This window comes from Aquibium sp. A9E412 (assembly GCF_030398335.1).
Classification (GTDB): Bacteria; Pseudomonadota; Alphaproteobacteria; order Rhizobiales; family Rhizobiaceae; genus A9E412.
Map to the genome: position 1 here is coordinate 1 of NZ_JAOAOP010000023.1, position 21,988 is coordinate 21,988.

The 21,988-nt window shown below is 73.1% G+C and carries 19 protein-coding genes; 9 read left to right on the top strand and 10 right to left on the bottom strand.

Annotated elements, in window-relative coordinates:
- Positions 1-396: 396 nt before the first annotated feature.
- Positions 397-2,871, bottom strand: coding sequence for a heavy metal translocating P-type ATPase (locus tag N1F89_RS10500; RefSeq protein ID WP_290083892.1), 2,475 nt, complete (start codon positions 2,869-2,871; stop codon positions 397-399).
- A gap of 147 nt (positions 2,872-3,018) precedes the next feature.
- Between N1F89_RS10500 and N1F89_RS10505 the strand changes: the two genes are divergently transcribed.
- From N1F89_RS10505 to gph, 6 genes are all read left to right on the top strand, one after another.
- Positions 3,019-3,216, top strand: coding sequence for a heavy-metal-associated domain-containing protein (locus tag N1F89_RS10505; protein ID WP_290083895.1), 198 nt, complete (start codon positions 3,019-3,021; stop codon positions 3,214-3,216).
- Between the two features lie 421 nt (positions 3,217-3,637).
- Positions 3,638-4,441 (top strand): enoyl-CoA hydratase-related protein, encoded by an 804-nt coding sequence (locus N1F89_RS10510; protein ID WP_290083897.1) that lies wholly within the window; start codon positions 3,638-3,640, stop codon positions 4,439-4,441.
- A gap of 19 nt (positions 4,442-4,460) precedes the next feature.
- Complete coding sequence (locus N1F89_RS10515; protein ID WP_290083899.1) at positions 4,461-6,284, top strand: acyclic terpene utilization AtuA family protein; 1,824 nt, start codon at positions 4,461-4,463, stop codon at positions 6,282-6,284.
- A 211-nt stretch (positions 6,285-6,495) separates the two neighbouring features.
- Positions 6,496-7,182, top strand: coding sequence for a ribulose-phosphate 3-epimerase (gene rpe / locus N1F89_RS10520; protein WP_290083901.1), 687 nt, complete (start codon positions 6,496-6,498; stop codon positions 7,180-7,182).
- Positions 7,183-7,238: 56 nt separating this feature from the next.
- A complete protein-coding gene (locus tag N1F89_RS10525) occupies positions 7,239-7,796 on the top strand; it encodes a thioredoxin family protein (protein ID WP_290083902.1) in 558 nt (185 codons plus the stop codon).
- Positions 7,793-8,500, top strand: a complete 708-nt coding sequence (gph, locus tag N1F89_RS10530; protein WP_290083903.1) for a phosphoglycolate phosphatase — start codon at positions 7,793-7,795, stop codon at positions 8,498-8,500. The genes N1F89_RS10525 and gph overlap by 4 nt, the downstream gene beginning before the upstream one ends.
- 95 nt (positions 8,501-8,595) lie before the next feature.
- Here gph and N1F89_RS10535 read toward each other — a convergent pair whose 3' ends face one another.
- The 9 genes from N1F89_RS10535 to N1F89_RS10575 form a co-directional block, all read right to left on the bottom strand.
- Positions 8,596-9,366 carry an SDR family NAD(P)-dependent oxidoreductase gene (locus N1F89_RS10535; protein ID WP_290083905.1) on the bottom strand — a complete coding sequence of 257 codons (771 nt, stop codon included), beginning with the start codon at positions 9,364-9,366 and terminating at the stop codon, positions 8,596-8,598.
- A gap of 107 nt (positions 9,367-9,473) precedes the next feature.
- On the bottom strand, positions 9,474-10,268 hold the full coding sequence (locus N1F89_RS10540) for an SDR family NAD(P)-dependent oxidoreductase (RefSeq protein ID WP_290083907.1): 795 nt from the start codon (positions 10,266-10,268) through the stop codon (positions 9,474-9,476).
- A 74-nt stretch (positions 10,269-10,342) separates the two neighbouring features.
- A complete protein-coding gene (locus N1F89_RS10545) occupies positions 10,343-11,176 on the bottom strand; it encodes a purine-nucleoside phosphorylase (RefSeq protein WP_290083908.1) in 834 nt (277 codons plus the stop codon).
- A 45-nt stretch (positions 11,177-11,221) separates the two neighbouring features.
- Positions 11,222-12,550, bottom strand: coding sequence for an amidohydrolase (locus N1F89_RS10550; protein ID WP_290083910.1), 1,329 nt, complete (start codon positions 12,548-12,550; stop codon positions 11,222-11,224).
- An 11-nt stretch (positions 12,551-12,561) separates the two neighbouring features.
- The gene (locus N1F89_RS10555) at positions 12,562-13,467 is read right to left on the bottom strand and encodes an ABC transporter permease (RefSeq protein ID WP_290083911.1); all 906 of its coding nucleotides are present in this window, start codon (positions 13,465-13,467) and stop codon (positions 12,562-12,564) included.
- A complete protein-coding gene (locus tag N1F89_RS10560) occupies positions 13,457-14,539 on the bottom strand; it encodes an ABC transporter permease (protein WP_290083913.1) in 1,083 nt (360 codons plus the stop codon). The genes N1F89_RS10555 and N1F89_RS10560 overlap by 11 nt, the downstream gene beginning before the upstream one ends.
- The gene (locus N1F89_RS10565; RefSeq protein WP_290083915.1) at positions 14,536-16,056 is read right to left on the bottom strand and encodes an ABC transporter ATP-binding protein; all 1,521 of its coding nucleotides are present in this window, start codon (positions 16,054-16,056) and stop codon (positions 14,536-14,538) included. Before N1F89_RS10565 ends, N1F89_RS10560 begins: the two co-directional genes overlap by 4 nt.
- Before the next feature lie 68 nt (positions 16,057-16,124).
- A complete protein-coding gene (locus N1F89_RS10570; protein ID WP_290083917.1) occupies positions 16,125-17,138 on the bottom strand; it encodes a BMP family ABC transporter substrate-binding protein in 1,014 nt (337 codons plus the stop codon).
- A gap of 26 nt (positions 17,139-17,164) precedes the next feature.
- Positions 17,165-18,145: a sugar-binding domain-containing protein gene (locus N1F89_RS10575; protein WP_290083918.1), complete on the bottom strand. Its 981-nt coding sequence runs from the start codon at positions 18,143-18,145 to the stop codon at positions 17,165-17,167.
- A gap of 111 nt (positions 18,146-18,256) precedes the next feature.
- On the opposite strand from N1F89_RS10575, the gene N1F89_RS10580 reads away from it, so the two are divergent.
- From N1F89_RS10580 to N1F89_RS10590, 3 genes are all read left to right on the top strand, one after another.
- Positions 18,257-18,643: a cupin domain-containing protein gene (locus N1F89_RS10580; protein WP_290083919.1), complete on the top strand. Its 387-nt coding sequence runs from the start codon at positions 18,257-18,259 to the stop codon at positions 18,641-18,643.
- Positions 18,633-19,730: an S-methyl-5-thioribose-1-phosphate isomerase gene (gene mtnA / locus N1F89_RS10585; protein WP_290083921.1), complete on the top strand. Its 1,098-nt coding sequence runs from the start codon at positions 18,633-18,635 to the stop codon at positions 19,728-19,730. The genes N1F89_RS10580 and mtnA overlap by 11 nt, the downstream gene beginning before the upstream one ends.
- A 66-nt stretch (positions 19,731-19,796) precedes the next feature.
- On the top strand, positions 19,797-21,851 hold the full coding sequence (locus N1F89_RS10590; RefSeq protein WP_290083922.1) for a bifunctional aldolase/short-chain dehydrogenase: 2,055 nt from the start codon (positions 19,797-19,799) through the stop codon (positions 21,849-21,851).
- Positions 21,852-21,988: the final 137 nt, after the last annotated feature.

Here is a 21,988-nt window from a genome sequence, read left to right on the forward strand (position 1 = left end):
GAAGCGCAGACGTTCCTCCATCACCGAACACTCTCTCCACGGCATCAACACCTCCGGCCAAAAGCCAAAAGTGTTACCCATGTGTCCGGTACAAAGCGTCACCTATGTCTCGGGTCGCTCAGCCCCCCTCCCGCCGCCAGGCGGACTTGTCTTCTGCCGGATGACGGCGGCGGAAGCGGTTGGGCGGCGCAGGCTGTGGCGCCGGCGGCCCTGCCGCCTTCGGCCTGGCCGCCCGGCGCGCGGCGGCAGCAGGCTCCAGCCGGGCCGCGGCGCGCGGCCTTGGCGCGCTTCCAGGCGAAACGGAAACCGGCTCGCCGTTCGGAAAACGTGTCAAAACAATGAATTAGAGCCGATCTGCGCTTCCGTGAAAAGCAGATCGGCTCCAGCCGGGGCGGCTCAGGCCTCCATCGGCGCGGTGAAGCGGCGCAGGCGCAGCGCGTTGGCGAGCACGAAGACGCTCGACAGGGCCATCGCGCCGGCCGCCAGCATCGGCGACAAAAGCAGGCCGAAGGCGGGGTAGAGCACGCCGGCGGCAACCGGAATCAGCGCCGTGTTGTAGGCGAAGGCCCAGAACAGGTTCTGCCGGATGTTGGCGAGCGTCGCCTTGGACAGCGCGATGGCGTTGGGCACGCCCTTCAGGCTGCCCGACATCAGCACCACGTCGGCCGCCTCGATGGCGACGTCGGTGCCGGTGCCGATCGCCAGGCCGATGTCGGCCTCGGCCAGCGCCGGCGCGTCGTTGATGCCGTCGCCGACGAAGGCGAGCCGGCCATGCGCGGCCTTCAGCCGCCGCACCGCGTCGACCTTGCCGTCCGGCAGCACCTCGGCGACCACCTCGTCGATGCCCAGCCGGCGGGCGATCGCCTCGGCGGTGCGGCGGTTGTCGCCGGTCACCATCGCCACCTTGAGGCCGAGATCGTGCAGCGCGGCGACGGCGGCCGGCGTGGTTTCCTTGACCGGGTCGGCGACGGCGACGATGGCGGCCAGCCGGCCGTCGATGGCGGCGTAGAGCGGCGACTTGCCCTCGTCGGCCAGCCGGCCGGCGGTCGCGGCGAAGACGCCGACGTCGTGGCCGAGCTTCGCCATGTAGCGGTCGGCGCCGATCGCCACGCGGGCGCCCTCCACCTCGGCGACGACGCCGAAGCCGGTGACCGACTCGAACTTCGACGCGGCCGGCACGGCGAGGCCCTCCGCCTCGGCCGCCGCGACGATGGCGCGGGCGATCGGGTGCTCCGACTTCGCCTCGACGGCGGCGATCGTGGCCAGCACCGCGGCGCGGTCGGCGCCGGCGGCCAGCTCGAGGTCGGTCAGCGCCGGCCTGCCCTCGGTCAGCGTGCCGGTCTTGTCGAAGGCGACCGCCTCGACCTCCTTGAGCACCTGCAGCGCCTCGCCCTTGCGGAACAGCACGCCCATCTCCGCGCCGCGCCCGGTGCCGACCATGATCGAGGTCGGCGTGGCGAGCCCCATGGCGCAGGGGCAGGCGATGATCAGCACCGCCACCGCGTTGACCAGGCCGAAGGTGAGCGCCGGCGCGGGCCCGAAGGCGAGCCAGACGCCGAAGGTGAGGACGGCGATGCCCATCACCACCGGCACGAACCACAGCGTCACCCGGTCGACCAGCGCCTGGATCGGCAGCTTGGAGCCCTGCGCCTCCTCGACCATGCGGATGATCTGGGCGAGCATGGTGTCGGCGCCGACCGCGGTGGCGGCGAAGGCGAAGGCGCCGGTCTGGTTGACCGTGCCGCCGACCACCGTGGCACCCGGCGCCTTGGCGATCGGCACCGGCTCGCCGGTGATCATCGATTCGTCGACATAGCTCTCGCCCTCGACCACGTCGCCGTCGACCGGCACGCGCTCGCCCGGCCTGACCTCGACCACGTCGCCGGGGCGCACGTCGGCCACCGCGAGCTCCTGCGTGCGGCCGTCGCGGCGCACGCGCGCGGTGCGCGGCTGCAGGCCGACCAGCCGGCTGATCGCCTGCGAGGTGCGGCCCTTGGCGCGCGCCTCCAGCCAGCGGCCGACGAGGATCAGCGTGACGATGACGGCCGCCGCCTCGTAATAGACGTTGACCGTGCCGGCCGGCAGCAGGGCGGGCGCGAAGGTGGCGACGAGCGAATAGAGGAAGGCGGCCGCCGTGCCGACGGCGACCAGGCTGTTCATGTCGGGCGCGGCGCGCAGCAGGGCGGGAATGCCGTGCCGGTAGAAGCGGCGGCCCGGCACGGCGAGCACGAAGGCGGTCAGCGCGAACTGCAGATACCAGTTGGTCTGCATGCCGATGGTCGCGGCGATCCAGCCGTGCATGCCGGGCACGAGCTTGCCGCCCATCTCGAGCAGGAAGACCGGCAGGGTGGCCAGCGCGGCGACGATCACGTCGCGCCGCAGCGCCGCCTCCTCGGCATCCTTGCGCGCGTCGCGCTCGGCCAGGCGCGCCGCGCCGCGATCGACCGGCTGCGCCTCGTAGCCGGTCGCCGCGACGGCGGCGACCAGGGCGGCGACATCGGCCGTGCCGCTGACGCGGGCGCGCTCGGTGGCCAGGTTGACGCTCGCCTCGCGCACCCCCGGAACGGCGCGCAGCGCGTTTTCCACGCGGCCGACGCAGGACGCGCAGCTCATGCCCTCGACGGCGAGCTCGACCGTGCCGGCCGGCACGTCGTAGCCCGCCTTCTCGACGGCGGCGACCAGCGCGCCGCGCTCGACCGGCCCGTCGAGCGAGACCTCGGCGTTCTCGGTCGCCAGGTTCACACGGGCCGACGCCACGCCGGGCACGGCCGTGAGCGCCTGTTCGACGCGGCCGACGCACGAGGCGCAGCTCATGCCGGCGACGGGCAGGGTGATGGTTTCGTGCGGTCGCGCACGGACGGGTGCATTCATGGTCATGGTCCTGCAACAGCGGTTGCGCGGAATGTGGAGCTTCCAGCTTCTGGAAGGTCAAGGCCGGCGCGGACAGATTTTCCCGTTGACCTTCCAGCGACTGGATATGTCAACCTGCCGGCCGACAGCACAGATAGCGGAGGCTTCATGCGATTCCATGTCGAGACGATGACCTGCGGCGGCTGCGTCAAGAGCGTGACCCGGGCGATCCATGCGGTGGACGCGAGCGCGCGGATCAACGCCGATCCCGACAGCCGCACGCTCGAGGTGGAGACCGGCACGCCGCGCGAGCGCATCGCCACGGCGCTCGAACAGGCCGGCTTTCCCGTCCGGCCGGCGGCGTAGCGCGTCGTCCCGCCCCGCGCCCGGCGCCGCCGCTGAGGCGAACTGGGCGGCGGTCATGCGGGCGAAGCGGGCGACCAGCGCGCGCCGGGCCGCCGGATCGCGCGCGAACGGCGCCGGGATGTTGAGGCCACGCAGGAAGACGCGGCAGACCGACCAGGTCTCGGCCGGCGCCGCCGCGTCGAGCCCCGTGGCGCGGTAGCCGGCGACCAGCGCGGCGTTGGTCGTTCGGAGGCAAGTGCGGTCAGCGCGCTGGTCCTCGTCTCATCGGCTGCGCGGCGGCTGCGGCTCGACAAACCGAACGATCGTTCTGTATCTCTCGCAGGCGGACCGGCGCGCAGCCGCGGCGCGGCGCTGCGGTCCGTCGCCGGGGCCGGCCGGCGAGGCTTCGGCCGCGGCCGGGCGATCCGGGAGGAGAGCGCGCATGTCCGATCTGCCCGCCTGCCAGAGCCTGCTCGTCGAGCGCGACGACGGCTGGCTGACCGTCTGGCTCAACCGGCCGGAGGCGCGCAACGCGCTGTCGGCGCAGATGGCCGACGAGCTTGCCGCGGTGGCGGCCGCGATCGCCGACGACCGGCAGATCCGCGGCGTCACCTTCCGCGGCAAGGGCGGCGTGTTCTGCGCCGGCGGCGACCTCAAGGGCTTCGAGGCGATGATGGCCGACGGCGTGACGGCGGCCGACGCCGCCGCCTTCAGCCGCCGCGGCGGCGCGCTGTTCCATGCCGTCAACGCGCTGCCGCAGGTCACGGTGATGCTGGTCGAGGGCGCGGCGATGGCCGGCGGGCTGGGGCTCGCCTGCGCCGGCGACGTGGTGGCGGCGACCGCCGACGCCCGTTTCGCCCTCACCGAGACCATGCTCGGCATTCCGCCGGCGCAGATCGCGCCGCACGTGATGCAGCGCGTCGGTCTTTCGGCGGCGCGGCGCCTCATGCTGACGGCGGCGCGCTTCGACGGCCGCGAGGCGGCGGCGCTCGGCCTCGTCGACCGGGTGGCCGACGACGCGGCGGGGCTCGACGCCTGCGAGGCGGAGATCCGCGCGGCGGTGCGCCAGTGCGCGCCGGGCGCCAACGCCGAGACCAAGGCGCTGCTGCTCGCCGCGCCGCATCTCGGGCGCGAGGCGATGCTCGACCGGGCGGCCGACAGCTTCGCGCGCTGCCTGACCGGGCCGGAGGGCCGCGAGGGCGTCGCCGCGTTCCTGGGCAAGCGCAAGCCGCGCTGGTCGCGATGAGACGGTCGGAGACGGCACGATGACCGCGAAGACGGTGCGCATCGGCGGCGCGGCCGCCGCCTGGGGCGACACGATCCACGGCGCGCGGCAGCTCGTCGAGACGGGCGCCGTCGACTATCTGGTCGGCGACTACCTGGCCGAGGTGACGATGGCGCTTCTGGCGCGCGCCAGGGCCAGGGCGCCGGACGGCGGCTACATTCCCGACTGGCTCGCCGCGGTCCGGCCGCTGCTGCCGCAGATCAGCCGGCAGGGCATCCGCCTCGTCACCAACAGCGGCGGCATGAACCCGCTGGCGCTGCGCGACGCCTTCGAGGCAGCGGCGGCCGAGGCGGGGCTGTCCTTCAGGGTCGCCGCGATCACCGGCGACGACCTGATGCCGGCCGCCGAGGCGGTCGCCGCGGCCGCGCCCAGGGAGATGTTTTCCGGCGCGCCGGCGCCCTGGCGCTTCGCCTCGCTCAACGCCTATCTCGGCGCCGGCGCGATCGCCGCCGCGCTGGCGGCGGGCGCCGACGTGGTGATCACCGGCCGGGTGGTGGATTCGGCCATGGTGCTGGGACCGCTGATGCACGAGTTCGGCTGGGACGCCGGCGCCTACGACCGGCTCGCCGGCGGCAGCCTCGCCGGCCATGTCATCGAGTGCGGCGCGCAGGCGACCGGCGGGCTGTTCACCGACTGGCAGCAGGTCGCCGACGGCTGGCCCGACATGGGCTTTCCGATCGTCGAGTGCGCCGCCGACGGCAGCTTCGTCGTCGGCAAGCCGGACGGCACCGGCGGCCTGGTCAGCGTCGGCACGGTGGCCGAGCAGATCGTCTACGAGATCGGCGACCCGCAGGCCTACCGGCTGCCGGACGTGACCTGCGACGTCTCGCAGGTGCGGCTCGAGCAGGTCGGCCGCGACCGCGTGCGGGTGAGCGGCGCGCGGGGCCGGGCGCCGGGCCCCGACTACAAGGTGTGCGGCACCCATGCCGACGGCTTCCGGCTGCTCACCACCTACATGATCGCCGGCTGGCAGGCCGGCGCCAAGGGCCGGCGCACCGCCGAGGCGCTGGTCGAGCGCACCGCGCGCCTGATCGAGGCGCAGGGGCTGGCGCCCTACCGCGCGGTCTCCATCGAGGTGATCGGCGCGGAGGACACCTACGGCGCCAACCGGCGCGCCTTCGAGGCGCGCGAGGCGGTGGTCAAGATCGGCCTCAAGCACGACGACGCCGGGGCGCTGGAGATCTTCGCCCGCGAGTTCGCCCATCCCGGCGTCGCCATGGCGCAGGGGCTGACCGGCGTGCTGCACGGCCGGCCGAAGCCGGCGCCGGTGCTGCGCGTGCACGCCTTCCTGTGGCCGAAGGACGCGGTGGCGGTGAGGCTGCATCTGGGTGGCGAGACACGCACGATCGCCGCCGCCCCGGGCGGGCCGGACACCGCGCCCGCCAGGCCGGCCGCGCCGCCGCGGCCCGCCGAGACCGGCGCGACGGCCACCGTGCCGCTGCGCGCCATCGCCTGGGGGCGCAGCGGCGACAAGGGCAACCACGCCAATATCGGCCTGATCGCGCGGCGCCCGGAGTTCTATCCCCGGCTCGTCGACCAGGCGACGGCCGAGCGGGTGGCGGGCTTCTTCGCCCACTATCTGGAAGGGCCGGTGCACGGCTACCTGCTGCCCGGCTTTGATGCCGTCAACTTCCTGCTGCACGACGTGCTCGGCGGCGGCGGCACGGCGTCGCTGCGCTACGATCCGCAGGCCAAGACCTATGCCCAGATGCTGCTCGACCTGCCGGTGACGGTGCCGGCCGACTGGCTGCGGCCGGACGGTCTTCTTGCGGGCTGGGCCGAGGCGGCGGCGGCGCCGGGCTGACGACGCGCCGCCGGGCGGCGGCCGGTGCCGCGTCACGCCGCGGCGCTCGGTGCACAATGCCCTTGACCGCGCCCGGCCGGGGCGGGCAAACGGTGTCCTCGAACAGTCGCGGGAACCGGCCGGCGCAGCGCTGCTGCCGGCGATGCGCGCCGAGGCCGTCCGGGCGGGCCGGGCGTGCGGGCGCGGCACCCGCCGGCGCACAGGAGACGGCATGACGCAGAGAACCCTGATCGCACCCTCGGTGCTCTCGGCCGATTTCGCCCGGCTCGGCGAGGAGGTGGAGGCCGTTGACCGGGCCGGCGCCGACTGGATCCATCTCGACGTGATGGACGGCCATTTCGTGCCCAACATCACCTTCGGCCCGCCGATCATCAAGGCGATCCGCGACCGCAGCGCCAAGGTGTTCGACTGCCACCTGATGATCGCGCCGACCGACGCCTATCTCGCCGCCTTCGCCGAGGCCGGCGCCGACATCATCACCGTGCACGCCGAGGCCGGCCCGCATCTCGACCGCTCGCTGCAGGCGATCCGCGCGCTCGGCAAGAAGGCCGGCGTGTCGCTCAACCCCTCGACGCCCGAAAGCGTCATCGAATACGTGCTCGACCGGCTCGACCTGGTGCTGCTGATGACCGTCAATCCCGGCTTCGGCGGCCAGGCCTTCATCCCCGCCGTGGTCGACAAGGTGCGCCGCGTGCGCGCCATGATCGGCCGGCGGCCGATCGACATCGAGATCGACGGCGGCGTGACGCCGCAGACCGCGGCCGAGGTGGCGGCGGCCGGCGCCAACGTGCTGGTCGCCGGCTCGGCCGTCTTCAAGGGCGGCAGCGAGGCCGCCTACCGCGACAACATCGCCGCCATCCGCAAGGCGGCCGACGGCGCGGCGCGCGACGCCGCCTGAGGCCGCCTGTGGCCGCCGGCTCCGCACGGCGGCACAACGCGCGAGAGGAGACAGAAGTGGCAGCCACACCCCCCGTCTGCGAATTCGGCTGGAAGGCGGTCGACGCCGCGCTTCCCGGCACCGACGGCAAGACGCACCGCCTGTTCGACCAGGCCGGGCCGAACGGCCTCGTCGTCGCCTTCATCTGCAACCACTGCCCCTATGTGAAGGCGGTGATCGGGCGCATCGTGCGCGACGCCAAAGACCTCGCCGCGCACGGCATCGGCTTCGTGGCGGTCAACGCCAACGACGCCGCGACCTACCCGGAGGATTCCTTCGACAACATGACGCGCTTCGCCGCCGATCACGGCTTCCCCTTCCCCTATCTGCACGACGAGAGCCAGGCGCTGGCGCGCGCCTACGGCGCGGCCTGCACGCCGGACTTCTTCGGCTTCAATGCCGATCTCGAGCTGCAGTATCGCGGCCGTCTCGACGCCTCGCGCAAGGAGGCCGGGCCGGCCGACCTGCGCCGCGATCTCTACGAGGCGATGGTCGCGGTGGCCGAGACGGGCCGGGGTCCGCGCGAGCAGATCCCGTCGATCGGCTGCTCCATCAAGTGGAAGGACGCCGCGTGAGCGGCCGCGCGGGCGCGGCCGGCTGGCCGCGCGCGGTGCTGTTCGATCTCGACGGCACGCTGGTCGATTCCGCACCCGACCTGCACGGCGCCGTCGACGCGGTGCTGGCGCGGCACGGGCTGGCGCCGCTCGATCTCGATGCGGTGCGCGGCATGGTCGGCGACGGCGTCAAAAAGCTCGTCGAGCGCGCCTTCGCCGCGCGCGGCCGGCCGCTCACGGGCGCCGCGCTCGACGTGGCGACCGACGAGATGATGGCCGTCTATGGCGGCCGGCTGACCGACCTCACCCGGCCGATGCCGGCCGCCGCCGCGGCCGCCCGGCGGCTTGCCGCCACCGGCGCCGGGCTGGCGGTTGTGACCAACAAGCCGCGGCGCTTCGCCGTCGACATCCTCGCCGCGTTCGGCCTCGCCGACCTTTTTGCCGTGGTCGTGGGCGGCGACGGCGCGCAGCCGCGCAAGCCCGCCCCCGACATGCTTCTGGCGGCGACCGCCGCGCTCGGCGCGACGCCGGACATGGCGCTGATGGTCGGCGACAGCGCGGCCGACGTTAAGGCGGCGCGCGCGGCCGGGATCGCCGTCGTCGCGGTGCGCGGAGGCTACACCGGCGTGCCTCCCGAAGCGCTCGGCGCCGACCGGGTGATCGATTCGCTGGCCGGCCTCGAGCCGGCCATCGCCGCACTGGCGCCCACGCCGGCGGCCGGCTAGAGCCGATCCCCCCTTCACCGAAAGCGGATCGGCTCCAAGCTCTTGTTATGGCGCGTTTGCGAACCGCGAACCGGTTTCCACGTCGCCCGTGACCGTTAGTACGGCGTGTCGCCACCGTCGATGCTGATCGCCTGGCCGCGGATGATCGTCGCCGCCTCGCTCAGCAGGAAGACGACGACGCGGCCGACCTCGGCCGGCGTGATGTGGCGGCCGAGCTGCGCCGGCACCATGGTGGAGAACAGCGCGTCGCGGTCCGATCCGGTGCGTCCCGCGATGAAGTCGGCCACCGTGCCCAGCATGTCGGTCGCCACGCCGCCCGGGCAGACCGCGTTGACGTTGATGCCGCGCTCGGCCCATTCGAGCGACAGCGAGCGCGTCAGGCTGATGACGGCGGCCTTGGAGGCGTTGTAGCCGGCCATGTTGGGATAGCCGACCTTGCCCGCATTGGAGGCGACGTTGACGATGGCGCCGCCGTCGGCCATCTGCGCGGCCGCCGCCTGCGCGGCGAGCAGCACGCCCTTGACGTTGACGGCGAACTCGGCGTCGACATCGGCCGCCGACAGCGCGTCGGCCGGGCCGAGGCGCACGACGCCGGCATTGTTGACCAGTCCGTCGAGGCGGCCGAAGCGCGCCACCGTCGCGGCAAGCGCGGCGTCGAGCGAGGCGCGGTCGGTGACGTCGGCGGCGAGGCCGATCGCCCGGTCGCCGGCCTGAAGCGCGGCCGCCGCCTCCTCGGCGCGCGCCGCGTCGAGGTCGATCAGCGCGGCGCGGCCGCCGGCCTCGATCACCGCGCCGGCGATGCCGCGGCCGATGCCGCCGGCCGCGCCCGTCACCGCGACGACGCGGTCCTTGAGCATGTCGTGCATGGATGTCTCCTGTGCTGCTTGCGTCATGATGCCGAAGAGCCCGTCGCGGCTCGCGGCATCACGGTCGGTTTCAGTGTCCGTCCGGGCGGCCGCGCTACCGCGACCGCCTACCAGGTCGGCCGCGTGCCGACGCCGCCGTCGACGACGAGGTTGGCGCCGGTGATCCAGCGCGCCGCGTCGGAGGCCAGGAACAGCACCGCGTCGCCGATGTCCTCCGGCCGGCCGAGGCGGCCGAGCGGCGCGGCCGCGCGCCAGCGCGCGACGCCCTCCGGCCAGCCCTCCTCGATGCCGTCGCGGTGGATCAGCCCCGGCGAGACGGCGTTGACGCGGATGCCGCGCGGCCCGAGCTCCATCGCCGCGGCGCGGGTGAACATGATGAGCGCGGCCTTGGAGGCGGCATAGTGGCTGTGGCCGGGCGCCGGCTGAAGCCCCTCGATCGAGGCGATGTTGACCACCGCGCCGGGCCTGTCGCCGGCTTCCGCGAGCCGCGCGGCGAAGGCCTGCACCAGCGCGAACGGACCGCCGAGATTGGCGTCCATCATCGCCCTGAGGCTGTCGGGCGCGATCGCCTCGAAGGCCTCGACGGGCTGCACGCCGGCATTGTTGACCAGGATGTCGGGCTCGCCGAGGCGCTCCGCGACGGCGCCCAGCAGCGCCGGGCAGGCGGCGGGATCGGCGATGTCGGCGGCGAACGCGGCGGCCCGGCCGCCGGCCGCGCCGATCTCCTCGGCCAGCCGCTCGGCCGCCGCGCGCGAGGCGTTGTAGTGCAGCGCGACGGCGGCGCCGGCCGCCGCCAGCCGGCGGGCGATGCCGGCGCCGATGCCGCCGCCGGCACCGGTGACGAGCGCCGTGCGGCCGGACAGGTCGAGGAGGTCCGCCACGGGCGGAAGGGTGTCGGTCATGCGTGTGTCGTCCTGTGTCTCGATGTCTTCTGGTGGCCGGCCGGGCGGCCCGCCCGGCCCGCGAACGGTGCGTCTCAGGCCGGCAGCGCCGGCAGCAGCTCGGCGAGGATGGCCGCGATCTTGCGGCCGGAAACGGCGGCGTTGGCGATCACCTCCTCGATGGTGTCGGGCTGCTGGTCGGGGCCGCCGGTCGCCTTGTTGGTGATCGCCGACAGGCCGATCACCGGCAGCCCGACATGGGCGGCGGCGATGGTCTCGTGCACCGTCGACATGCCGACCGCGTCGGCGCCCGAGGCGCGGTAGAAGCGGCGCTCGGCGGAGGTCTCCAGCGACGGGCCGGCAACGCCGGCATAGATGCCCTCTTGCAACGGTTGGCCGGCGCGCTCGGCCGCCGCGCGCACCAGCGCGCGCAGCGCGGGATCGTAAGCGCGCGACAGGTCGGGAAAGCGCGGCCCGATCGCCTCGTCGTTGGCGCCGGTCAGCGGGTCGCTGCCGGTGAAGTTCATGTGGTCGGCGATCGCCATCACCTCGCCCGGCCCGTAGCTCTCGTTGAGCGCGCCGGCGGCGTTGGTGACGATCAGCCGGCGCGCGCCGAGGCGCTGCAGCAGGTAGACGGCGAGCGCGATGTCGCGCGGCGCCCAGCCCTCGTAGAGGTGGAAGCGGCCCTGCATCAGCACCGCCTCGCGGCCGTGCAGCCGGCCGAACACCAGCCGCCCAGCATGGCCCGGCGCGGTGGAGACCGGAAAGCCGGCGATCTCCTCGTAGCCGACAGCCACCGGATCGGCGACGGCGTCGGCAAGCTGGCCGAGGCCGGAGCCGAGGATCAGCGCGGTATCGGGCGTGCGGTCGGTGGTCTTGCGCACGGCGGCGAGCGCGGCCTCGAGGCGCTGGAGCTGGGAGACGGGCATGCGGGATCGCTCCTTCGGATCGGACGGGGACGGACGGCTGGCGCGTCAGGCGATGCTGGCGGCGATCTTCGGCGCCAGCGCTTCGACCGCGGCGATGGTCTCGGCGATGTCGAGGCGCGTCAGCACGCCGTCGCGCACCACCTGCTCGCCGGCCAGGAAGACGTGGCGCACGTCGGAGCGGCCGGTCGAGTAGACGAGATGGGTGACCGGGTCGAACAGCGGCACGGCGTGCGGCCGCTTGAGGTCGACCAGCACCATGTCGGCGAACTTGCCGGGCTCGAGGCTGCCGATGCGGTCCTCCGCGCCGAGCGCGGCCGCGCCCTCGCGCGTCACCATGTCGAGCGCCTGCTGCGTCGACACCGCGTCGGCGCGGTGGTTGGCGCCCTTGTGCAGCATGGCGGCCAGCCTGAGCGCCAGCCACAGGTCGAGGTCGTTGCCGGAGATCGCGCCGTCGGTGCCGAGCGTCACGCGCACGCCGGCCTCCAGCATGTCGGGCACGCGGGCGATGCCCGAGCCGAGCTTCAGGTTGGACACCGGGTTGTGCGAGACGACGGCGCGCGTGCGCGCCAGGATGGCGATCTCCTCGTCGTCGAGATGCACGCAGTGGGCGAGCACGGTGCGCGCGTCGAGCAGCCCGTGATGGTCGAGATGGCGGATCACCGAGCGGCCGTAGCGGCCGCCGACGTCGGCCTGCTCGGCCAGCGTCTCGGCGGCATGGATCGAGAAGAGCCCGCCATGCGCGTCGGCGATGGCGCGCGCGGCGACCAGATTGTCCGGCGCCACGGTGTAGGCGCCGTGCGGCAGCACGGCGGGAAAGACGTCGTCGGCGCCCGCATGCTCGGCGAAGAAGCGCTCCGCCTCGGCCTTGCGCCGCTCCAGGCCGTGGCCGTTGACGCCCGGCGGGTCGAAGAAGATGCCGCCGGTCGACACGCGCATGCCGACGGCGCGCGCCGCCTCGACCGTCTCGCGCGGATACCAGAACATGTCCATCACGGTGGTGACGCCGGACAGGAGCTGCTCGGCGAAGCCGAGCACCGAGCCGAGCCGCGAGGTCTCGGGGTTGAGGATCGCCGCCTCCGCCTTCCACACCGTCTGCAGCCAGGCCTCGAGCGGCAGGTCCTCGACCAGGCCGCGGAACAGGCTGTCGCCGGCATGGCAGTGGGTGTTGACCAGGCCGGGCATCAGAAGCATGCCCGCCGCGTCGACCACCCGGCCGGCGCCGGCCTCGTGGGCGGCCAGCTCGGCGGCCGGCAGCACGTCGGTGATGCGGCCGGACGACACGGCGACGCCGCCGCCGTCGATGACGCGGCGCCGCGCATCCGCGGTCACCACCACGGCGTTCTTGATGACCAGGTCGGGCTCGGTTCGCGGCATCGCGGCCTCCCTCAGGCGGATCTGCGCAGGCGCCACCACGACAGCACCACCAGGACGGCGAGCGTGGCGACATAGGGCATCATGTCGGTGAACTGCTGCGGCCAGCCGAGCCCCTGGACGCGGAAGGACAGGCTGTCGACGAAGCCGAACAGGCAGACGATGGCGAGCAGCGGCAGCGGCCGGCCGCGCGTCAAAAGCACGGCGACGACGGCGATCCAGCCGCGCCCGGCGCTCATGTTCTCGACGAACAGGTTGACGTTGGCGATCGAAAGCTGCGCCCCGGCCAGCCCGCACAGCGCGCCGCACAGCACCAGCGCCCACAGCCGCACGCGCTCGGGGCTGACGCCGCCGGCGACCAGCGCGGCCGGGTTCTCGCCCGCCGCGCGCAGCCGCAGGCCGAGCCGGTGGCGGGCGAAGAAGACATGCATGAACACGGCCGCGCCGAGCGCCACGTAGAACAGCGCCGACTGGCCCGACAGCACCGGCCCGACCAGCGGGATCGCCGCGACGAGCGGAATGTGGATCGGCTCGAAGCCGACGATCGCCGGATCGCGGAAGGCGCCGGCGACGTCGAAGATGGCGCGCAGCAGATAGGTGGTCAGCCCGGCGGCGAGCAGGTTGAGCGCGATCGACACGACGATCGGGTCGCCCGGACGGCGCAGGTGGAACTCGGCGAAGATCAGCCCCATCAGCACGCCGCCGAAGACGGCCGTCAGCGCGCCCATCGCGGCCGAGCCGAAGAAGTAGGCGCCGAGCACGGCGGAGAACGCGCCGACCAGCACGAAGCCCTCCAGCGCGATGTTGAAGACGCCGGCGCGCTCGCACAGCGCGCCGCCCAGCGCGGCGAGCAGGATCGGCGTGATGAAGCGCGGCAGCGAGGCCGCGAAGGCCGGGTCGAACAGCGCCTCAAGTCCCATCGCCGCCCTCCCCCGGCCGGCCGCCCTCGCCGGCGCCGCCGCCGAAATGCAGTCCGGTCAGCCGGCTCGCCACGAACAGGATGATGACCGCCTGCATGGTGATGGCGAGCTCCTTGGGCACGCCGGCCGCGCGCTCCATGCCGGCCGCGCCGGTCTGCAGCGCGGCGAAGAAGAAGCCCGACAGCGGCACCGCCCAGGGGATCATCTTGACGAGCAGCACCGCGACGATGCCGGTCCAGGCGTAGAGCGGCTGCACCAGCATGCCGTCGATGTAGCGGTGGTGGATGCCGAACACCGCGATGGCACCGACCAGGCCGGCGATGGCGCCGCTCATCGCCAGCGTCTGCAGCGCCAGCCGCCGCACCGGCAGGCCGGAGGCCTCGGCGAAGGGCGCCGAATGGCCGGTCATGCGGGCGCGGTAGCCGTGCACGGTGGTGTGGCTGTAGACGATGGCGAAGACGGCGGCGGCGACGACGAACAGGATGCCGATGTCGAGCCGCGTGCCGGGAAAGAACGGCAGCCACGCCTCGACGGGCACCAGATGCGACTGCGGCAGGCCGGAGGCGACGTCGCGCAGCGGATGGCCGACGACGTAGGAGGCGAGGTAGCGCGCCGGATAGTTGAGCAGCAGCGAGCCGACGAGCAGCGGCACGCCGACATAGAGCTGCAGCACGCCGGCCAGCACCGCCCAGGCCGCGCCGGCGGCCATGCCGGCGAGGATGCCGGCGGCGACGACGAGCAGCGGCGGGCCGGGCAGATAGACGCCGACCAGCGCGGCGACCAGCCCACCGAGCACGAGCTGGCCCTCGCCGCCGATGTTGAACAGCCCGGCGCGGAACGACAGCATGACGGCGAGCGCCATGCCGACGATCAGCGTGGCGCGCGACAGCGTGGTCATCAGATAGGCGAAGCGGCGGCCGCCGAAGGCGCCGCTGAGGAAGCCCTCGAGGGCGCCGCCGAACGGCGCGCCGGCGGCCAGCATCAGCACGAACAGGATGGCGAGGATCCAGACGAGCACGCCGATCCACGGGGTCAGGCCGCGCACCGGCGGCGTCGAATCGAGCACGCTCACGCGGCGATCTCCGCGGCGCTGGGCCCGTGCGAGACCATGAGCTGGCCGACGGCGGTCCGGTCGGCCTCGGCCCGCGCCACCTCGCCGGAGATGCGGCCCTCGTAGAGGACGAGGATGCGGTCGGACAGCGCCAGCACCTCGTCGAGCTCGGTCGACACCATCAAAATGGCGTGGCCGGCGTCGCGCATGCGCACGAGCTCGGAATGGATGAACTCGATGGCGCCGATGTCGACGCCCCAGGTCGGGTTCTCCACGACGACCAGCGGCGTGTCGCGCGACAGCTCGCGGCCGACCACCAGCTTCTGCTTGTTGCCGCCCGACATGGTGGCGGCGCGCGCCTCCGGTCCGGCGACCTTGATGCGGTAGCGCGCGATGAGCTCGGCGGCGAAGCGGTTCATGGCGCTGCGGATGCGGAACGGGCCGCGGCGGAAGCCGGGCTGGTCCATGCGGCCGATCGCGGCGTTCTCGCTGACGCGCGCCTCGAGCGCCAGGCCGACGCGCTGGCGGTCCTCGGGAATGTAGCTCATGCCGCGCGCCCGCCGGGCGCCGACGTCGAGGCCGTCGAGCGGCCGGCCGGCAAGCCGCACGCTGCCGCCATGGGCGCGGCGCAGGCCGGTCAGCGCCTGCACGAGCTCGGCCTGGCCGTTGCCGCTGACGCCGGCCACGCCGACGATCTCGCCGGCCCGCACGTCGAAGGAGATGGGGCCGACCGTGCGGCCGCGGCTGCGCACCGTCAGCCCGTCGACCGACAGCACCACCGCGCCCGGCGCGCGCTCGGCGCGGGCGATCTCGGCCGGCAGCTCGCCGCCGACGATGTCGCGGGCGATCGCGGTCTTGGTCGTCTCGGCCACCGGTGCCGAGGAGATCAGCCGGCCGCCGCGCATCACGCTGACGCGGTCGGCGAGCTCCATCACCTCGTCGAGCTTGTGGGTGATGAGGACGATCGCCTTGCCGTCGCGGCGGAAGTTGCGCAGCACCCCGAACAGCCGGTCCTTCTCCTGCGGCGTCAGAACGGCGGTCGGCTCGTCGAGGATCAGCATGTCGGCGTGGCGGTAGAGCACCTTGAGGATCTCGACCACCTGGCGCTGGCCGAGCGACAGCGCGCCGACGGTGGCGTCGAGATCGACCTCGATGCCGTAGGCGGTCGCGACCTCGGCCATGTGGGCGCGCGCGGCGCGGAAGTCGACGAAGCCGAAGCGCCCCGTCGGCTCGTTGCACAGCACGATGTTCTCCAGCACCGTCATGGAATCCTGCAGCATGAAGTGCTGGTGGACCATGCCGAGGCCGCGGGCGATGGCGTCCTGCGGCGAGGCCCAGCGGCAGGTCTCGCCGTCGACCGCGATGGAGCCCGAAGCGCTGCGCACCAGGCCGAACAGCGCGTTCATCACCGTGGTCTTGCCGGCGCCGTTCTCGCCGACCAGCGCGTGCACCTCGCCGGAGCGGAAGTCGAGCGACACGCGGTCGACCGCCGTCAGGTCGCCGAAGCGCACGGTAATGTCGCTGAGCTCAACGCGCATGGCCTGGACCGTCGGATGAAGGAAGCGGGGCGGGAGGCCGGCCGCCGGCGGCGGCCGGCCGGCGGCAATCAGTTCTGGGCGAACATCGGGTCCTCGAGCTCGAGCGAGCCGTCCTTGATGCGGCCGGCGGCCTCGCGCATCGCCTCGACGATCTCCGGATACTCGGCGATCAGGCACTGGCTGTCGGCGAGCATGTCCTCCTCGAGCGCCACCGTCGACATGCCGCCCTCCTTGAGGCCGAGCGACATGAAGAGCTGGTTCTCGCCGGCGAGGATCGCCTCCATGGCGGTGACGATCGCGGTGTCGACGCGCTTCAGCGTGCTGTCGACGAGATGCTCCGGCGCCTCGGGGCACCAGTTGACGTCGACGGTGAAGGCCTTGAAGTCGTTCTCCTGCGCCGCCTCGAAGACGCCGAAATCGCCGCCGGCGGTGGCCGTGAAGATGACGTCGGCGCCGGCGCCGTGCATGGCGACCGCCTGCTCCTTGGCGCGCACCGGGTCGGAGAACGGGTTCTCGCCGCCGACCCAGCGGATGTCGACCTCGACGCCCTCGTTCGACGCCTTCGCGCCCTGCGCGTAGCCGTCGGTGTAGCGGTGCAGGAAGGGGATATCGAGCGCGCCGACGACGCCGACGCGGTCCTTCTGCGTCAGCATGCCGGCGGCGACGCCGATCAGGTAGCTCGCCTCGTATTCGCGGAAGACGGCGCAGTGCACGTTGTCGGGCCGGTTCTCGATGCACTGGTCGACGATCAGGAAGTCGATGTCGGGCGCCGTCGGCGCGAGCTGCGCGACGATGTCGTTGAACTCGAAGCCGAGCAGCACGACGACGTCGGCGCCCTCGTTGATGGCGGCGTTGACGTTCTCCATGCGGGCGGCGGCCGTCGAGCTCTCGAAGGTCTTGACCTCGGCGCCGAAACGCTCGCCGGCGGCCTCGGTGCCGACCTGGCCGAGCTTGAGGAAGGCGTTGACGCCGATCGGGTCGGGCGAGACGTAGACGAACAGCCGGTCCTCCTGCGCCTGGGCGGCGGTGAGGCCGGCGAGGCCGAGGCCGACGGCCGCGGCGAGCGATGCGATTGTCTTCATGTCGGAAACCCTCTCTGTTGGCAGGCTCAAGCAGGTTGCGGCAAGGCGTTCTCGCTGGCCGACGCGATGTCCGGATCGGCAAGCACCGCTTCGGCGATGGCCTCGTCGACGATCAGATGAGTGGCATAGCCGCCCTTGAGGGCGGCGACCACCGCCTCCGCCTTCTCCGCGCCGTTGGCGACCACGATGCGCACGGGAATCTCCTTCAGCGCGTCGAGCGGCAGCGAGATCAGCCGCTCGTCGATCTCGCGCACCGGGCTGCCGTCGCCGCGGATCAGGTGGCCGGCGAGCACGGCGCGCGCGCCCTCCTCGTGGTAGCGCTCGATCTCGGCGGCGCTCAAGGCGCCGCTGGTGACGATGTGGCTGTCGGCGCGGCAGGTGCCGAGCGAGAACAGCGCGATGTCGCAGCCGGCGAGCTTGGCGATGTGGTCGCGGATCACCGGCTCGGCGCGCAGCGCGGCAGCGACGCCGGCCGACGACAGGATCATCGGCGCGTAGAGGTTGCGCGGCTCGGCGCCGAGCTGGCGGGCGATGCGGAAGGTGCTGGTGTCGGGCAGCGTGCCGTAGGGCGTGCCGCCGAGATTGCCGCAGAGCTGCGCCACCTCGAGGCCGGGATGGTTGACCCGCGGCAGCACGCCGGCAATCTCGTAGACGGTGCGGCCCCAGGCGACGCCGAGACGGCGGGCGCCGGCCAGATGCGGCTCGAGCGTCAGCCAGGCGGCCGCCGCCACGTCGCGCAGCGGCTCCGCGCTCAGACCCGGCACCACCGAGACGGCGGCAAGCCCGCACGCCTCCTCGATGGCGCGCGCCTGGAACAGGCTGCGGAAGAAGTCGTCCTCCATGCGGATCTGCACGAGCCCCATCTCACGCGCCTTGCGCAGATAGAGCGCGACGCTGGCGCGCGAGATCGACAGACGGTCGGCAACCTCGTCCTGCTTCGCGCCGTGGATGTAGTAGAGCCACGCGGCGTTGAAGATCGTCCTTGCCTGTGCCGTCCATGCGTGCATTGCCACTCGCAGCCGGATTTCGGACCGTCTCTGACAAAAAACAATCTGTTTTGACATTTGTCAATCTCGCCGCTAGAAAAGCCCGACCGCGACGATGAGGCTTGGAGCGCGATGCTGCCGGAGTGGTTCGTTCCCCGCGAGGACAGACCGGAATTCTGGACCGAGGAGCGGTGCTTCATCACCGAACTGATGAACACGCCGAAGGCGCCCGAGGTCTCGCTCGCCCTGTGCCGCGTCGAGCCCGGCGTGACGACCCAGCTCCACCGTCTCGACGGGGTCGCCGAGCGCTACGTCGTGCGCCGGGGTCGCGGCGTGGTCGAGATCGACGGCGTGGCGCAGCGGCTCGCGCCCGGCGACCAGGCGCTGATCGCCGCCGGCGCGGCGCAGCGCATCACCAATGACGGCGACGGCGACCTCGAGTTCTACTGCGTGTGCACGCCGCGCTTCGAGCCGCCGAGCTATGTGAACCTCGAGGAGACGGACCGGCATGAAGATTGACGGCACGCCCTACCGCACGATCTGGCTGGACGCGGACGGCGAGACGGTCCGCATTCTCGACCAGACGCTGTTTCCGCACCGCTTCACCACCGCGGCGCTGAGCGACGTGGAGGAGGCCGCGCACGCCATCCGGGCGATGCTGGTGCGCGGCGCGCCGCTGATCGGCGCCACGGCGGCCTACGGCATGGCGCTCGCCATGCGCGCCGACCCCTCCGACGGCAACCTGGCGGCGGCGGCCGAGCGGCTGGCGGCGACGCGGCCGACGGCGATCAACCTGCGCTGGGCGCTGACGCGCATGCAGCGGCTTTTGAAGGGGCTGCCGGCCGGCGAGCGGCAGGCGGCGGCCTATCGCGAGGCGGCGGCGATCTGCGACGAGGACGTGGCGATCAATTCGGCGATCGGCGATCACGGCCTGCCGCTGATCGAGGCGCTGGCGGCCGACAAGGCGCCGGGCGAGCCGGTCAACATCCTGACCCACTGCAACGCCGGCTGGCTCGCCACCGTCGACTGGGGCACCGCCACCGCACCGATCTACAAGGCCTTCGAGAAGGGCATCGCCGTGCACGTCTATGTCGACGAGACGCGGCCGCGCAACCAGGGCGCCTATCTGACCGCCTGGGAGCTCGGCAAGCACGGCGTGCCGCACACGGTGATCGTCGACAATGCCGGCGGCCACCTGATGCAGCACGGCCGCGTCGACATGGTGATCACCGGCACCGACCGCACCACCGCCAACGGCGACGTGTGCAACAAGATCGGCACCTATCTGAAGGCGCTCGCCGCCGCCGACAACGGCGTGCCGTTCTACGTCGCGCTGCCGACGCCGACCATCGACTTCACCATCGAGGACGGCGTCGCCGAGATCCCCATCGAGGAGCGCTCGGCCGACGAGGTGCGCTATGTCGGCGGCCGCGGCGCCTCGGGCGCGCTGGAGCGCGTCGACATCCTGCCCGACGGCTCGAATGCCGCCAATCCGGCCTTCGACGTCACGCCCGGTCGGCTCGTCACCGGACTGATCACCGAGGCCGGCATCTGCGAGGCGAGCCGCGCCGGGCTGGCCCGGCTGCGCCCCGGCGCGGCCGCCTGACCGCACGCGCCTTCCCAGGACAACGGCCGCGCCGGCCCGGCGCGGCGCCACGCGATCGAGGACACGATGAAGAGCCTTTGGAACGACGCCGACGCCCGCCGGATCGTCGAGGACTACGCCGCAAGGGGCGTCGAGGAGGGCATGGCGCTGCGCGTCTACACCACCCGGCTGCTCGGCGGCGTGCCGAGCCTGGTGCTGCACGGCGGCGGCAACACCTCCTACAAGACCGAACGCAGCGACCTGATCGGCGAGCGCCACGAGGTGCTGTGCGTCAAGGGCAGCGGCTGGGACATGGCGGTCATCGAGCCGGCCGGCCTGCCGGCGGTCAAGCTGGAGCCGCTGCGCCGCGCGCGCCGGCTGGCGCGGCTCGCCGACGAGGACATGGTGGCGCTGCAGCGGCTCAACCTGCTCGACCCCAAGGCGCCGAACCCGTCGGTCGAGACGCTGCTGCACGCCTACCTGCCGCACCGCTTCGTCGACCACACCCACTCGACCGCCATCCTGGCGCTGGTCGACCAGGAGGACAGCCGCGCGATCTGCCAGGAGGTGTTCGGCGCGCGCATGGGCTTCGTGCCCTACATCATGCCCGGCTTCCAGCTCGCCAAGGCGGCGGCGGAGGTCTACGAGGCCGACCCGTCGGTCGAGGGGCTGATCCTCGACAAGCACGGCATCTTCACCTTCGGCGACAGCGCCCGCGAGGCCTATGAGCGCATGATCGCGCATGTCACGCGGGCCGAGGCGCACGTCGCGGACAACGGCCGCAGCGTGTTTCCCGCCGCCGCGCTGCCTGCCGAGACGGCCGCGCCGCAGGCGCTGGCGCCGATCCTGCGCGGCGCGGTGGCCGAAGCGCGCGGCGACGGCCGTTTCACCCGTTTCGTCGCCGACTTCCGCACCGGCGAGGCGGTGCGCAACTTCGTCGACGGCGCCGAGCTGGCCGACTACGGCACGCGCGGCGTGTCGACGCCCGACCTGACGATCCGCATCAAGAACAAGCCGCTGATCCTGCCGGCGCCGACGCCCGACGGCCTCGACGCCTGGGCCGAGGAGGCACGCCGCCGCGTCGCCGCCTACGCGGACGACTATCGCGCCTATTTCGAGCGCTGCGACGCGCTCGACGACGTCGCGCGCACCATGCTCGACCCGATGCCGCGGCTGGCGCTGGTGCCCGGCGTCGGCCTGTTCGGCTTCGGCAAGACGGCCAAGGACGCGGCGATCTCGGCCGATGTCGGCGAGATCTGGATCGAGGCTGTGACCGGCGCCGAGCGGCTCGGCCGCTTCACGCCGCTGCCCGAGGACGAGCTGTTCCGGCTCGAATACTGGTCGCTCGAGCAGGCCAAGCTGGCCGGCGCCAGGACGCTGCCGCTGACCGGCCAGGTGGCGGTGGTGACGGGCGGCGGCGGCGCGATCGGCGCGGCGACGGCCCGGCTGTTCGCGGCCAACGGTGCGCATGTCGTGGTCGCCGACCTCGACCGGACGCGCGCCGAGGCAACCGCCGCGCAAGCCGGCAACGGCGCCGTCGGCATCGCCTGCGACGTGACGGCTGGCGCCGAGGTGGCGGCGCTGTTCGAGGCCGCGGTCGCACGCTTCGGCGGCGTCGACATCGTCGTGTCGAACGCCGGCGCGGCGATCGAGGGCGAGATCGGCACGCTCGACGACGCGGTGCTGCGGCAAAGCTTCGAGCTCAACTTCTTCGCCCACCAGGCGGTGGCGCGCGAGGCGGTGCGGCTGATGAAGCTGCAGCGCACCGGCGGCGTTCTCCTGTTCAACGCCTCCAAGCAGGCGGTCAATCCGGGCGCCAATTTCGGCGCCTACGGCCTGCCCAAGGCGGCGACGCTGTTCCTGTCGCGGCAGTATGCGCTGGAATACGGCGCCATCGGCATCCGCGCCAACGCCGTCAACGCCGACCGCATCCGCTCCGGCCTGCTGACCGACGCGATGATCGCCAGCCGCGCGCAGGCGCGCAACGTGTCGGAGAAGGCCTATCTGTCGGGCAACCTGCTCGGCCTCGAGGTGACGGCCGACGACGTGGCGCGCGCCTTCTTGCACCAGGCGCTGGCCGAGCGCACCACGGCCGACGTGACCACCGTCGACGGCGGCAACATCGCGGCCGCGCTGCGCTGAACGGGCGGCGCGGCAGGCCGCGCCGCCCCGAAGGGCTTCGGCCTTCCCGCCCTCCGACGACGACCGGCCGCGGGCCGCGCGGGCATCCGCCGCGCGGCGCAGGTGCCGCGTGCCATGGACGGAGCTGCCGGCCGCGT

Excerpts from the sequence above, each read along its gene's own strand:
- N1F89_RS10540 (WP_290083907.1), bottom strand. The coding sequence starts at position 10,268 with ATGACCGACACCCTTCCGCCCGTGGCGGACCTCCTCGACCTGTCCGGC.
- N1F89_RS10550 (WP_290083910.1), bottom strand. The coding sequence starts at position 12,550 with ATGCCGCGAACCGAGCCCGACCTGGTCATCAAGAACGCCGTGGTGGTG.
- N1F89_RS10555 (WP_290083911.1), bottom strand. The coding sequence starts at position 13,467 with ATGGGACTTGAGGCGCTGTTCGACCCGGCCTTCGCGGCCTCGCTGCCG.
- N1F89_RS10575 (WP_290083918.1), bottom strand. The coding sequence starts at position 18,145 with ATGCACGCATGGACGGCACAGGCAAGGACGATCTTCAACGCCGCGTGG.
- N1F89_RS10570 (WP_290083917.1), bottom strand. The coding sequence starts at position 17,138 with ATGAAGACAATCGCATCGCTCGCCGCGGCCGTCGGCCTCGGCCTCGCC.
- rpe (WP_290083901.1), top strand. The coding sequence starts at position 6,496 with ATGACGCAGAGAACCCTGATCGCACCCTCGGTGCTCTCGGCCGATTTC.
- N1F89_RS10565 (WP_290083915.1), bottom strand. The coding sequence starts at position 16,056 with ATGCGCGTTGAGCTCAGCGACATTACCGTGCGCTTCGGCGACCTGACG.
- N1F89_RS10505 (WP_290083895.1), top strand. The coding sequence starts at position 3,019 with ATGCGATTCCATGTCGAGACGATGACCTGCGGCGGCTGCGTCAAGAGC.
- N1F89_RS10545 (WP_290083908.1), bottom strand. The coding sequence starts at position 11,176 with ATGCCCGTCTCCCAGCTCCAGCGCCTCGAGGCCGCGCTCGCCGCCGTG.
- mtnA (WP_290083921.1), top strand. The coding sequence starts at position 18,633 with ATGAAGATTGACGGCACGCCCTACCGCACGATCTGGCTGGACGCGGAC.
- N1F89_RS10510 (WP_290083897.1), top strand. The coding sequence starts at position 3,638 with ATGTCCGATCTGCCCGCCTGCCAGAGCCTGCTCGTCGAGCGCGACGAC.
- N1F89_RS10590 (WP_290083922.1), top strand. The coding sequence starts at position 19,797 with ATGAAGAGCCTTTGGAACGACGCCGACGCCCGCCGGATCGTCGAGGAC.
- N1F89_RS10580 (WP_290083919.1), top strand. The coding sequence starts at position 18,257 with ATGCTGCCGGAGTGGTTCGTTCCCCGCGAGGACAGACCGGAATTCTGG.
- N1F89_RS10515 (WP_290083899.1), top strand. The coding sequence starts at position 4,461 with ATGACCGCGAAGACGGTGCGCATCGGCGGCGCGGCCGCCGCCTGGGGC.
- N1F89_RS10535 (WP_290083905.1), bottom strand. The coding sequence starts at position 9,366 with ATGCACGACATGCTCAAGGACCGCGTCGTCGCGGTGACGGGCGCGGCC.
- N1F89_RS10500 (WP_290083892.1), bottom strand. The coding sequence starts at position 2,871 with ATGAATGCACCCGTCCGTGCGCGACCGCACGAAACCATCACCCTGCCC.